The organism is Glaciecola sp. 1036, from assembly GCF_050306235.1.
Classification (GTDB): Bacteria; Pseudomonadota; Gammaproteobacteria; order Enterobacterales; family Alteromonadaceae; genus Glaciecola.
Window position 1 is genome coordinate 49192 of record NZ_JBLWFH010000017.1, and the last position, 14022, is coordinate 63213.

Consider the following 14022-nt stretch of genomic DNA (forward strand, 5'->3'; position numbering starts at 1 on the left):
CTAAGTAAGCAGATGAAAGACATGGGTGCATCCGAAGAAGTTATTCAGCAACACATTCAGCACATGGTACCAGACGATGTGTGTGAAGTGTTGCCTGAAAATTGGGATACCGTTGCCTGGTTCTTAGAAGTTGATGATTTATTTCGATATGAAAGCTCTGTCTGCTTAGGGCTTGATGTTACTGCCATAAAAAATGATTGCGAAATGTCGCAGCGCTCGTTTACACCTGAAGAATACAAAGGGTTACGACTCATTGGAAAGGAAGCTGCTGTTCATCTAAATAAGCAGCTTAAAAGTCGGAGGCATTAATGACTGATATAAATGTTGGCATTCGACTTCGCGCTGATAATAAAGGATTAGTTGGCACTGTTCGTTTGACCGCCAAAGAAATCAATGCCCTTGAGAGGGAGTTGCGCCAGCTAAATGGCCAAGCAACTCGCTCAAGTGCTGGAATGACAGCTTTGGATGCTGCAACTGGTCGAGTTGGTAGCCGAATGCAACGTGGTATTGGATTCGTTGGGGGATTTAAGGCAAGTATCGTTGGTTTAATTGCTGCGTTAGGTATTGCTCAGTTTATCCGATTATCTGACGAAATGACTAATTTGAATAACCAATTGAAGTTGGTGACCAGCTCCAGTGAAGAGTTGTATCTCATTCAATCAAATTTGCTTTCGTTATCTAATCAAACTCGCTCATCTTATACGGCAACCGCTGAACTTTATGCGAAATTACATCGTTCAACTCAAGAATTAAATGTGTCTAATGAGCAGCTTTTAGCTGTGACAAAAGCCATTAATCAATCATTCGCAATTAGTGGTGCATCAACAGCTGAAGCCGAAGGATCTACTCGTCAGTTAGCGCAGGCGTTAGCCAGTGGCGCTTTTCGTGGTGATGAATTTAACTCTGTCGCTGAGCAAGCACCTCGTTTGATGCAAGCATTGGCGGCGGAGACTGGAAAAACAACAGGTGAATTAAGAGCGCTAGCCGCTGAAGGTAAATTAACCTCAGAAATTTTAATTGCCGCCCTGGTCAATCAGTCTTCGATCATTAACGAAGAATTTGGCTCAATGCAATCAACAATTGGCCAAGCGACCACTGTATTAACAAATAACATAAGCGCTTTGGTTGGAACCTTCAATGATGCTACAGGTGCATCATCGGGTGTTGCTGATGGTATTTTAGCCATCGGTAACCACTTAGGTGACGTTAATGCTTTATTCGCATCAGGTGAGTTGGAGGGGTATTTTGATGCGCTTGCAGAAAACTGGGGGGTTAACACTGATGCAATTGGAGAAGGTCTCAATATCCTCTCTGATGCATTCTCTACTTTTTTTGATTTCATCGCTGAATACTATCAATGGTTAGGGCGTCAGGTATTAACACTTCCACAAAACGTGCGTTACGCTGCCAAGCGATTAATTGAAGAATTTAAATATATAGTTGAAATCGGCCAGTCATATGGAAAGTACTTTGCCCAAGTAGTTGAAGCTGAACTAGCTGAATTAAGTGGTCGAGTAGGAGTAATCGCCAGAGAAATTGCGGACCAGCTAGCGTTTTGGGACGGAGATACCTACAACGCAACCGAAGCAATGGCTGCTGCTAGTCAAATCGCTGAAGGGATGACAGCGGAATATCTTGCGGCGAAAGACCAACAAGTGGCAGCGGCCAACTCTGCCAGAGATGCCGCAATAATCGCGATTGGACAAGAGCGAAACGCTGCAATTGCAAGTTTTGATGCCCAAATAGCAAAAGCCAGAGCACTTCGCGACGTTTATCAATCCGCCGCCAATGACCCTGTGAATTCCAATGTTGTTCCGATTAAAGGTACTGCAACTGTTGATGGTCCTGAAGAAGTTTCTGATAGTGACGTTGAAAGACTTAGAGAATCGTTGCTGACCAAAGAGGAAGCGATTCTGGCGCATTACCAGCGTCAGCAGAACATGATTAACGAGGCGTTAGTTCAACAAAAGATTTCTGAAGATGAACATCGCCGCTTATCCCTAGCTGCCCATAATAAATATCATGATGATAAAGCAGCATATGCAGCAGCTAAAAACAATCTAATATTATCCAGTTCCCAGCAAATATTTGGAGCCTTGGCAGGTCTTGCTGAACAATTTGGGGGTAAGCAATCAAAAGCTTTCAAAGTGATGTTTGCTATCCAAAAAGGGTTTGCCATTGCTCAGGGGATCTTAAACCTAGCAACAGCGATTTCTAATGCTTCAGCTATCCCCTTTCCTGCCAATATACCGGCAATGGCTGCAGCTGCAGCTCAAGGTGCATCCTTAGTCGCTAATATCAAGGGTGCGACATATAAGGGTCAAGCGCACGACGGTGTTAGAAGAATGGCAGCTGCCAATGAGGGAACCTATTTCGTTCGTCGGGATGAGATGGTGCTAAATCCTCGTCAGCGTGAAAACTTTGAAGAAGTCGCTGCAGCGGTTACTAAACCAGGCACTGCCTATGGCACTGCTGCAGTCATAAATTTACGTCCCACAATCCAAATAGATGCAACGAATGCGGTACCAGGAATGGAAGCAATGATCCAAGAGCGCGTTCAACAGGGTTTGTTTGAATATCATGAAATGTTGGAACGAGACTTTTCTTCTAATGGGAAATTGTCTCAGACGTTAATGGGAAGTGCCGCCTAATGCAAATATTTAACTTTCCAACCTTTGGGCATTTATTTACACCTTCTAGAAGCTCATTCGACATTGTTGCCAATACAAAAATGTCAGTGAGTGAAGTGAATATGTCTCAATCAATTGAGCAAAACCCGGGTGAAGGGTTTGAGGTCTCCTATCACTTTTCTGTTATAGAAAAAGAGCAAGCAAATGCGCTGCGCTTACATCTTTTAAAGCTTCGCGGTCACACGAACCTCACAAGACTAATTGATCCACTTTACGAAACTCAACTGGGATTCTTAGGAACGCCATTAGTCGACGGTGCTGGCCAATATGGTTACGCGCTCAATGTGAAAAACCTCACCGCCAATCAAACGTGTGCCAGAGCTGGAGAACGATTTATGTTAGACGGCCAATTAAATGAATTGCTGGACGATGTAAACAGTGATGCAACTGGAAAGGCAACCCTAAACTTAGCAATTGAAGTTCGTAAACCAACAACAAACAATGTGGCATTAACAACCAATGCAGTAGATTTAAATCTATTGGCGCGATGGAAAGATCCAAAACAAATTCAGCAGTTCGCTAGCAATCGCCGCTTATTACGTAATGTCCGTTTAGATTTTACGGGGGCACGATGAGTAGAGATTTAAATCAAGCTCAAGAAGCAGCGCTTTTAGATGACACCAGCCGAAAATTGATATTCATTGAATTGGATTGGCCAAGTGGCATAGTCAGAGCGCATTCCGGCGTTGGGGAACGAGTATTCCAAGGCCAAACCTATTTAGGTGTAGGCGAGTTTGGCGGTATAGGCGATTTCACTGAAGATGAAACCACCTCTCCAACACAAATGCCCATCACGCTTAAAGTTCTCGATCCAACGCTTATGAGTACAATCATCAATGAGAACGCCGAAGGTAGAGGGATTGTGATGCACTTGGCGTTACTTGATGAGAATAGAGTAATAGAGCATGAACTTCCCAATATCTTTGATGGCCATGTTGGTAAGATTAATTTTACCCGAGGTCAATTGTCTAAAGGTATTCCATCGGTCGTTAAGATAACTGCTACTGATTGGTTAAATAGATGGTCTCAACCTGCTACTAATGCCAGAACAACCAATGAAGCTCAGCAATCGATCCATCCTGGCGATAGAATTTTTGATTTGACCGAAATCGTTGCTGGAAGCCCTCTTTCTTCCTTACCTACTAAGACCGTTGCCAATGGTGGTATGGGTGTTGGTCACTCTTCACGCAATCGGGTGCAATTACGATGATGCCTATTCGAAAAAAAGACTGGTTTAAACGCCTAATAAATTACGTTCAAACACATATTCAAACGCCGTTTAAATATGGTGAATTTGATTGTTGTTTGTTTGCGTGTGATGCAGTTATTGAAATGACAGGTAAAGACCCTGCAATTCGGTACCGCGGAAAATACAGCACCAAAAGAGGTGCTTTAAAAGCGCTTAAAAGTATTGGTGGAGGCTCTATAGAATCTGCCTTTACTAAAATGTTTGGTGACATGGATGTCCCTCTTTCGGCGATGAGGGGGGATGTTGTTTTAGTGGAGACTGAGCAAGGTCCTGCCGCTGCTGTTTATCTTGGTGCAAACAATGTGGCAGCAGCTTCAGAAGCTGGGGTTATATATCTTCCTTTTTCAAGCATTCAAGGTGTTTGGCATATTGATAATTTGGAGGTGAGTCTATGCCTCCAGTAGTCGTTGGTATCGCCGTTGCAGCAGGTGCTGCAGCTGTTGGTTTTGTGACAACAGTTGCAGCTGCTGTTGCTTTGGGTGTTGCAGTTGCCGCTGCTACTAAATATTTAGGCGACGCCCTTGTTCCGTCATATGACCAAGGGAATATAAACCCTGCAGCTGATCAGCAAATTACTACTCAAGCCAATCAACCAAGAAAAATTATCTACGGTGAAACTGTGGTGGGTGGGCAAATTATTGGCTACCGAAAAATTACTGAAAACTCTAAGCAGTACCATATCTTTGCAATCCACATTGCAGCACACCCATGTGAGAGCGCCGCTATTTATGAAATTGAAGGGCATCCGCTTTCCTACTATGGAAGCGCCGTAACTGCTTCATTTCATCTTGGAGACCAAACTGCAGCCCATCCTTTGGCGCTGCAGCACATTCAGGGTTGGACAAATGAGCACGTTGGATATGAAACCACAAATGCTTATTTGAAAGTCGAAATTGACCCAAATTTATTCCCCAGTGGCGTCAACGATATAAAGTTTTTTGTCCAGGGCCGAAAAATTTATGATCCGAGAAAAGATAGTCTCAGGGGTGGCAATGGTGAGCATCGGGCAAATGATTCAAGCACTTGGGAGTACAGCAGTAACGCAATTTTATGTGCTTATGATTATGTAAGGTTTTATGGCTATAAGCCTATCCCTAACACTCGCATTCCCTTTTCTCACATGGCAGCGCAAGCCAATATTTGTGATGAAGAGATGTTATATGAGGATGACTTAGGGCAAGTGATGTCTGAGTCTCGTTACATGGTAAACGGCGTTTTAAATACAAGTATTCGCCCGCCAGACGGTCTTAAGGAGTTGTTAAAGTGTTGCGCCGGAAATATTTACAGACCTTCAGGTAAAGTGTATTTGGTGTGTGCAGCCTATTCTGGACCCTATACAACGACTATTACAGACGCAGATTTAGATGGGGTACCTGACTATCAACCGCACCGACCAGAAAAAGAACTGACCAATTTTGTACGGGCCGAGTATGTTGCACCCGATCTTAAATGGCAGTTTACTGATGCCCCTGTGGTTAAAAGCGATCAGGCAATTGTTAGTGATGGAAGCGTATTAGAGCATAATCTCCAATATCCACTAGTTACCAGTCCGCGCCAGGTTCAAAGATTAGCTAGCCTACATCTAAGAAGAAATAGAGCTGGATTTGTTGCTCAACTTCCTATCAGGGGGTTAAGAATTGATTTATATCCTGGCAAATGCGTTCGATGGATTGACAATGAAATGGGCATAGACGGTGAGTTTATAATTCGCAACTTTAAGCCGGATTTTAAAAGTAATCGCACCATATTGACCATAGAAATTGAGGACGTTAGTTTAACCGCCGATGATTTCACCGAAGCTAATTTAAATTTACCTGAATACTCAAGCCTACCAGATGCGACTGAAGTTGAGCCTGTAACAGGAATTGGGTTTACGCAAACCGTTGTGGCTAATCGGGTTGGATACTTAACTTGGAGTCACCCTGCACCAAGTTCTATAACTGACTATAAAATTACTATTACCAGCCCTGATGGTAACATTTCTTATCCGCCGGAAAGATGGGTCAAGACTACGCAGGCTGACTTGGCGAACTTAAACGAAGGCGAATACAAAGTCAGTGTTGTTGCAATAAATCGGTTTGAGAGAGAGAGCCCTGCAACAGAAACGAATATAACAATAACGGAAGTTGCAGGCTCAGCTGCTAGTACATTTTTAACTGGATCCGCACCTCCAAGTAACGCCGTTGGTGAAGATGGCCAACGATATTTTCAATTCCCAGATGGTATTGTGTATTTAAAGGTGAGTGGTCAATGGCAGCTAGATGGAAACATTTATGGCCAAGACGGCGATAAGTGGTTATCTGGAACGGCTGAACCAGATGATAATGAAGGAACCGATGGTGACTGGTATATCCTTTTGGTTACCTTTCAGGTATGGCAAAAAGTGGAGGGAAGCTGGGAAGCTAGAGGGGTATTAAAAGGACCCAAAGGAGACAAGGGTGACGGGCCAACGGTTACTGATAATGGCAACGGCTCTGTCACTATAACTGGTGAAAACGGCAGCGTGACTGTGTTTGATGGCCAACATGCTCCTATTCCAATTTATACACAAAATGAAGACGGTTCAGTAACCATAGATCCAAATACTGGCGATGCTTCTTTAACGCTTCCGCCAGGATATACACCTGAATTAGGTGTTGACTATTTCAACGGTGTCGATGGGTCGTTTACCTCATATGTATTTAAAAATGGTACAAGTCGCCCCTCTATTCCAACTGGCGGAACCTTTGACGGTACCACAGAAACTTTTCCAGATGGCACAACCGATCTACCTAATTTTGAAAGTGGAAAAATTACCTGGCGTTCACAGACAAAGTACACAGCGTCTCTTAATACTGAGACTGGCGAGATAACCTGGTCAAACAATGGGTGGTCCCAGTTCAGGGAGAACATTATTGAAGGTGCTACAGGCCAAAATGCCGTTTTAGGCATTACTAGTGTTGATGATAATACTGTGATTTGGAAAAGATTGTCAGACGGAACCTTAAGCCCGACAAATAATACAGGTACTGTTAAAGTTTCTTTTGAATTAAATGGCGTTGAGTTAAATACTGATTTCATAAGTGCCACTGTGACATCCGTCGGTATATTTGTGCAAACAGCCGATGGAGAGCCTCTTAGCGGCATGACACTAGATGTTATTAATAATAACACGCACACGCCAACTGCTACCGTCACTCATAATGCTTCCGGCGCAAAAGTATTGGTTTATTTCTTTTATTTAAAGGATGGCGAAGAAGGGCCACCTGGTGAACCAGGAGCAGATTCGCCAGGTTCAAATGTTATTAGAGAAGATGACCCAAGTGCTGTATCGCCAGGAACGCAAACTGTCTTATCACTTACAGCTCCTGCCGGCAATGTTCGAATTAGGGCTAGATTTCATGGTAGTGCTTCAGCTGCAAAATTAGTAGGTGGTGAACCTATTGATAGACCCACTAGGATGACCGTAGAAATATTGCGTGATTCTTCGGTTGTAGCAGGTCAAACATTATATGATCCATCGTCCTCCACTTATGAGCTTAACCAGCAATTCGATCTCCTTTGGGATTTTAATTCAACTGGAGATGTCGACTTTTCAATGCGCGTGACATTTTCAATTAATGGTACCTACGACACAGCCTACACTTCAACGTTCGTAAACGGCTATTTGCAGGCAGAGGTGATTTGATGGGCTATATCACCATTACCGATGACCAGACTAACGAAATTGTAAAAACCATGTGGTGTAAACCACAGTGGCAATCATCGCAAGTAAAAAGTGGTCAAACGATACATCCTGGTTATTTTCCAAAGCGCCGCTACACATACAACGGAGACGTATTTTTAGAGGTTGAAACAACGCTAAGCGTTTCTAATTTACCAAAAATGAATGTGTTACTTAGAGAGTTGTACAAGGCAGGCTTGCAGCTGCCTTCGAATTTTCCTGACATATCAAGCAAAGATGTGGCTAAGTCATTAATTGACCAAGCTGCGGGTAGAGCTCGGGCTAGGTATGTCAGTCCTGGTTTAAAAATAGACCAGGAATACACTCAATTGCTTAGTCAAGCAAAAGACTATTTACAGGACCAAACCGAAGTACCACCAATGATTCAAACGTGGGCCGATGTCAGCTCAGTAACACCCTTACAAGCAGCGCAAAATGTCCTAGACACGGCAATAGCTTGGGAGACGATTCTTAACACTATTTACGACGTGAGACACAGAGGTAAGAAAGCAGTACAGGATTCAGATTTATCGAGTTTTCAGACAGTAGCTCAAAGTTACATTGACCAACTGGAGGCTATTTAGAGTGTGTTTAATAAACTCTCTATCGCCGCTCAATAGGAGCATGCTATGCAAACAACCGTTGATAGATTGAATACCCCATCGTGGATATTTAGGGTCTGGAGTGCAGGGAATCCCAAGGGGCTGCTGCATACTGATTGTGTAATTGAAACACTAAGTAAAACAGAGTGTTTTATAAAAATTCTAACAATTCACAACGGGATAACAATGCGAGAACTTCGTCCAAAACTAAACGGTAAGCTAAAAGAATTAGGATTTAAGAGATACAAATATACCCGGTCTTACGACGGGGTAGTTTTAACCGGAAAAGTTAGGTAAAAAGTTTAACAACAACGCTTTATAGAAGGGCGTTTTTATTTAAGGAGCTAAAAATGGCTATTAATCTCATAAACTCAGCGGCGTATTTAACCCCGACAAACCCTATTACTCTCGCAGAGGGTGAGACGATGACATTTAGTATGTTCAGGGAGACTGAAAATATACAGGCGTTTGCAAGTTTCAATAGTAACGACCTTGTAGGGCTATCCAACGTAAATGATTTCACATTTAAAGTTGGTGCAGTCAATGAAACAAATCTATTTTCTAACCAAGTAGGCAACGGCGGCGGTGCAGGGGTTTTGTACACATTTACTATTACCAGAGGTTCAACAGGTGGCACTAGTGGAAGTGCATCAGACCCCGACGAATTCACCTATGTTATTAATGAAACTGAGCAGGGGCTAGGTCAGGAAATCGTTGTTGCAACGGCGGCATTTGATATTAATCGAATAGGAAATAATAACGGAGCAAACAACGTTGTTGATAGCTTAATCGGGGTATGTACGATTGGCACTCGACACAGTTGGGATTTTGAACAAACAGACGACACGTTAACTCAAGTACCCGACACAGGCACAGCAAATGAACCGTTATTATTCACTGGCTTTGATTTAGACGCTGATTATGAATGGGTGACATCTAGCGTACCATCACCAACTAAAACAGTTACGTTTGATATTCCATCTGGCATTTCAAGTCAAACAGGGTTGAGATATGCAATCCTTCTTGATAGTGATTTATCGGAAGTCACAACAGGCACAGATTTAGATACTAGTGCAAGCACATTAGAAATAGACCTAGCAGCATTTACTTCATTATCCAATGGTGATGATTTAATTCTTATTGCAACTGATGTTACAGATGCTAACGAGGATAGTACAGGCGAGATTGCATGGTCACGGGCTAGTGTTGTTGTGGGGGCGTAATCATGTCTAATTCAGCATTATTTAGTGCAGGGAGCGCAACGTTTGCACCTAGTTCAACAGAGCCAAGTGAAACCCAAAGGCATTTTACAAAGCGAGTATCTGTTTCAGGTTTAAATATTACGTTAGGTGCAAATGAATCAATAGAGTTTGAGTTTAATTCAAATCACACAGATACATTCCGCACATTATTAAGCGGTGATACATCTATTCAACTAAAAAACCCTTTTCGGACTGATGCGACAATCAGAGTTATCCCAACATCAGGCACGACTCGAGAATATGATATCGCTCAATATTATTCGCATGGCGCAATGAGTATACTGAAAATTATTGCAGGGGCAGATCCTCAAGATATTTCACTAGAGGTTAACGGTAATGCTATTGCAAGTCAGAATATAGGTGCATCAGTTAACATTACTAATATTGGTAGCGGTACAGAGTGGATTAAACGCTTAACTTATTACAATTCTAGTGATGTTGCCACATTAGAGTATGACTTCTTAGAAACTAGCGGAACAACGGCAAGCCCTAGCACTGGTAGCGGTGATTTAACATTTGCATCAGAACCAGCAAGGTTTGAATTTATTTTATCTGATGGAATCTGGGAGGCTGATTTACCAGATTTCCCTGATGATGCAAGAATTAGAATCCCAGTTGATGCAACAGAGATTAGAAACGCCCCTATTCCATCAAATATTACTTTGGCACTTTGGAGCGCTTACGGGCAATCATTAGGTGAGTGGTTTTTAAATGGAAGTACAAACTATCAAAGAAACTACGGCACTGTATTAAGGGGCTATCAGGCTAGTGACGTTAGCCCATCAGGTTTACATAGATACTCGCCTAGACAAGATAAACAATCAGCAGGTCATATTTTACTAGACGAATTGACAACGGGTAATACTAATAGTTTTGCGTATTATAACGGGGCGCAGACTTCGCAAGATATAGCCACACTAAGCGAAGGTGACGAAAGCGGATACTTTGAGGCGCTTATTAATGATGCAACCATTGTTAATGCAAACGCAACTATTGAGGCGGCGGTATTATCACATGTGCAAGGTGAAAGGGATCAAACAATAGGGACAACTGGGGAAGTCTATAAAACTCTTTTAGGCGGTCTTAATAATAGCTATATCACAAGGATGCGAGCTCTTACAGGTAATAACAATTTACCAGTTAAGTTTCTATTTACTCAAGTTGGTAACAATCAAAGCGGCACAAGGGAAATCAAACAGGCACAATATGAATTTGCACGAGAAAATAACGATAACCCTAATATTATTTTTGTTAGACCTAATCACTCATTAAACCTTAACTTTAATGACAAGTTAGATACTCCAAGCGCCGATCCAACGCACTTAAGCCCGTTAGGTTATACGCAAATAGAAGAGTTTTTTGCAAGGGCATATTCTGACGAGAATTGGCAACCAATTATTACTCAAAGTGCAACCTGTGACATTACAGGTGGTTCGCAAACTATTGTGGTGACGTGCTTGGTGCAAACTGCACCACTTAGGGCTAAAGTCGCGGCAAGTGATAATTTAGGCGTATGGTATGTGCAACCAAATGATACGGTGGTTACTCCATCATCCGTTACACTGAGTAATAACACTATTACCATTGAGGTAGGTCAGACGGTTGAATCAGGCGGTAAAATCCGATTTGGTGAGGGCGGCGAGTTATCAGGCGGTGAAATAGTAAATATAATTGACTCAACCGAATGGACTGGTGGCGATTCTGGCATTACACATAGTCATCAAATGGCAATGCACGACATTGAAATAACTGATAGCACACCAGTAGTTTCTCCTGTAGCCAATGCAGGACCGGATAGAAATGTTGCCGCTGGCGGTACTGTCTCAGTTGGTGGCGCTGACACTGTTGGTACTAACCCAATAGCGTCAATTAGTTGGTCTGTACCCACAGGTAAAGGTTCGGTCAGTCCGTCTAATACTGCGGAAGTTGATTACACAGGGCATAGTCCTAGTTCTCAAGAGGTGATTACACTCACAAAAACTGTTACTGATAATCAAGGTAACACTGATGATGATGAAGTGTTTGTCACAGTAGCTGCGGCTATTATAAATAATCCGCCGTCGGTCTCAATTTCTGGACCTGCTTCTATTGAAATAGGCAGTACTGGAGAATTCACAGCAACAATTAGTGACGACGATATAGGCGACACTCATACAATTGTTTGGTCAGCTAGTGCGGGCACTATAGATAATCCTAATGCGTTAACCATTACATTGACGCCACCAGCTACCCCTCAATCAATTACATTAACTGCTGTTGCTAATGATGGAGACGATCCAAGCCCGCAACAGAGTGTGAGTGTACAAATAGTAGAGCCAGCCGATACCACTCCACCTACTTACACCCTAACCCCATCTCAACTTATTTACACAATTGCAGTTGGCTCAAGCTTTGCTGTTCCGGTTTTAACGTTGAATGACAATGTTGATAATCCAAGGCAGGTACCTCCAACAAGCAACAATGTAGACACTGACACCCCTAGCAGTACACCTTATGAAGTTAGATGGGAAGGGTTAGCTGATGCTGCAGGAAATGCAATCCCCGACGTGGTAGTTCAAGTTAATGTTGTTAACATTGAAAACCCTGGTGTTGCCTTTAACCGAACTCATTATGAAATTGAGCTTGGAAAGCAAAGAAATATTGGAATTCGTTCTATCTTCACAGATTCTGATAATAAATTATCATTTAGATTTAACGATGGTTATTTTGATTTATCTAAGTTTACGAACATTATCTTCAGGGCTTATGATCTGGATGACCAAAGTACAATAGTGATCGATAAGAATATGACTAACGGAATATCTTTAAAAGGTGATGTTTTAGAGGTATTAATATTTGCATCTGAACTTTCAGTATCAGGTAGATACTATATTGAATTATCTAACGAAGGGGCAAATTCTATGCACCTATTTAGTGGGTACCTTAATCTAATTAAAACATTCAACTAAGGTTTTAAGCATTATTCAAGTGCTAGATAAGAGCGATTAATTACATGGCCCTTATCTGGCTTTTCTCGCTTTCATTCCTGAAAACTCATTTTATTTGTCCGTTAAACTCAAATTACGTGCGCGGCTACAAATGTTTGGCTAGCGTTTTTTGTTTTTGGGGAGTTTGACTTTAAAAGAAAATGGCGGAGAGAGAGGGATTCGAACCCTCGATGGGCTATTAACCCATACACACTTTCCAGGCGTGCGCCTTCAGCCACTCAGCCATCTCTCCGAAATTTGGTAAGCGCGCGTATACTATGGAAAACTTAACGCGCTTGCAAGCCAGAATTCATATTAATCTAGCGATTTTGTATATTTTGATTAACCTTTAAGCGATGCTGCAAAGTCTAACATTCTATTTAACGGTAACATTGCACGTTCGCGCAATGCATCGTCTACAAATATTTCTTTGCCTTCAGGGTTTAGTAAGGCTTGTTTCATTGCTTCTAAACCATTCATGGCCATCCAAGGGCAATTCGCACAACTTTTACAGGTTGCCCCCTGCCCCGCAGTTGGGGCTTCAATCAGCTCTTTGTTCGGTGCCGCCTGTTGCATTTTATAAAAAATGCCTTTGTCAGTTGCTACAATAAACTTACTGTTGGGTAGTGTCTGAGCGGCTTTAATTAACTGACTTGTTGAGCCTACTGCATCGGCCATCGCAACTACGCTTGCCGGTGATTCAGGATGCACTAAAATTGCCGCTTCTGGATGTAAATGTTTAGCGGTTTTTAGCGCTTGTGCAGAAAATTCATCATGCACAATACATTCACCATTCCACATTAACATGTCGGCACCGGTTTGCTTTTGGATATAAGCACCCAAATGACGATCAGGTGCCCAAATTATCTTTTTCCCTTGCTCATCCAAGTGTTCGACTATTTCTAGCGCTATACTGGAGGTTACTACCCAATCTGCACGTGCTTTTACTGCCGCTGAAGTGTTTGCATAAACCACAACCGTTCGATCAGGATGAGCATCACAAAACTCTGTAAACTCTTTTTCAGGACAACCTAAGTCTAATGAGCAAGTAGCATCTAAGGTAGGCATAAACACTCGTTTCTCAGGAGAAAGTATTTTTGCAGTTTCTCCCATGAACTTAACCCCAGCCACAATTAAGCGTTCAGCTTGGGCATCTCGTCCAAATCTAGCCATTTCCAAAGAGTCTGATACACAACCGCCGGTTTCTTCCGCTAATGCCTGAATAATGGGGTCAGTGTAATAATGAGCTACCAGAGTTGCATTCTGCGCTTTTAACAGCGCTTTTATTTCTGACATCAGAGCTTGTTGTTTATCAACAGACAATGGTGCTGGTTTGGCTGGAAATGGATAATCAATGGGAGCGATACGTGCGGCTAATGTCATAGTCTTAAAAAGTCAATTACAGTAGGGTTATTATACTCTCACGTCATAAAAAGTTCATTGTTTTATGCTGATAATATGACAGTGTGGGGAAAGTGGTGGGTCGTGCTGGATTCGAACCAGCGACCAATTGATTAAAAGTCAACTGCTCTACCAACTGAGCTAACGAC

Annotated in this window: 10 protein-coding genes and 1 tRNA gene; 9 read left to right on the plus strand and 2 right to left on the minus strand. The window is 42.4% G+C overall.

The features are described 5' to 3' along the window. Positions 1 to 12: 12 nt before the first annotated feature. The 9 genes from ACNKW3_RS17890 (at position 13) to ACNKW3_RS17930 (ending at position 12454) form a co-directional block, all read left to right on the plus strand. Complete coding sequence (locus ACNKW3_RS17890) at positions 13 to 309, plus strand: hypothetical protein (RefSeq protein ID WP_427400700.1); 297 nt, start codon at positions 13 to 15, stop codon at positions 307 to 309. Next, positions 309 to 2651 carry a tape measure protein gene (locus tag ACNKW3_RS17895; RefSeq protein ID WP_427400701.1) on the plus strand — a complete coding sequence of 781 codons (2343 nt, stop codon included), beginning with the start codon at positions 309 to 311 and terminating at the stop codon, positions 2649 to 2651. Before ACNKW3_RS17890 ends, ACNKW3_RS17895 begins: the two co-directional genes overlap by 1 nt. Then, complete coding sequence (locus ACNKW3_RS17900; RefSeq protein ID WP_427400702.1) at positions 2651 to 3265, plus strand: hypothetical protein; 615 nt, start codon at positions 2651 to 2653, stop codon at positions 3263 to 3265. The genes ACNKW3_RS17895 and ACNKW3_RS17900 overlap by 1 nt, the downstream gene beginning before the upstream one ends. After that, positions 3262 to 3900 (plus strand): hypothetical protein, encoded by a 639-nt coding sequence (locus tag ACNKW3_RS17905; protein ID WP_427400703.1) that lies wholly within the window; start codon positions 3262 to 3264, stop codon positions 3898 to 3900. Before ACNKW3_RS17900 ends, ACNKW3_RS17905 begins: the two co-directional genes overlap by 4 nt. Continuing rightward, positions 3897 to 4343, plus strand: coding sequence for a DUF6950 family protein (locus tag ACNKW3_RS17910; protein ID WP_427400704.1), 447 nt, complete (start codon positions 3897 to 3899; stop codon positions 4341 to 4343). The genes ACNKW3_RS17905 and ACNKW3_RS17910 overlap by 4 nt, the downstream gene beginning before the upstream one ends. After that, complete coding sequence (locus tag ACNKW3_RS17915; RefSeq protein ID WP_427400705.1) at positions 4331 to 7606, plus strand: fibronectin type III domain-containing protein; 3276 nt, start codon at positions 4331 to 4333, stop codon at positions 7604 to 7606. Before ACNKW3_RS17910 ends, ACNKW3_RS17915 begins: the two co-directional genes overlap by 13 nt. After that, entirely contained in the window at positions 7606 to 8226 is a 621-nt protein-coding gene (locus tag ACNKW3_RS17920) for a hypothetical protein (protein ID WP_427400706.1), read from the plus strand. Before ACNKW3_RS17915 ends, ACNKW3_RS17920 begins: the two co-directional genes overlap by 1 nt. Before the next feature lie 368 nt (positions 8227 to 8594). Further along, positions 8595 to 9467, plus strand: coding sequence for a hypothetical protein (locus ACNKW3_RS17925; RefSeq protein ID WP_427400707.1), 873 nt, complete (start codon positions 8595 to 8597; stop codon positions 9465 to 9467). Between the two features lie 2 nt (positions 9468 to 9469). Further along, positions 9470 to 12454: a hypothetical protein gene (locus tag ACNKW3_RS17930; RefSeq protein WP_427400708.1), complete on the plus strand. Its 2985-nt coding sequence runs from the start codon at positions 9470 to 9472 to the stop codon at positions 12452 to 12454. 180 nt (positions 12455 to 12634) lie between these two features. On the opposite strand, the gene ACNKW3_RS17935 is transcribed toward ACNKW3_RS17930, so the two are convergent. Together ACNKW3_RS17935 and nadA are read right to left on the minus strand one after the other, a co-directional pair. Beyond that, positions 12635 to 12725, minus strand: a tRNA-Ser gene (locus ACNKW3_RS17935). Positions 12726 to 12814: 89 nt separating this feature from the next. Continuing rightward, positions 12815 to 13855 carry a quinolinate synthase NadA gene (gene nadA / locus ACNKW3_RS17940; RefSeq protein ID WP_427400709.1) on the minus strand — a complete coding sequence of 347 codons (1041 nt, stop codon included), beginning with the start codon at positions 13853 to 13855 and terminating at the stop codon, positions 12815 to 12817. Positions 13856 to 14022 lie beyond the last annotated feature (167 nt).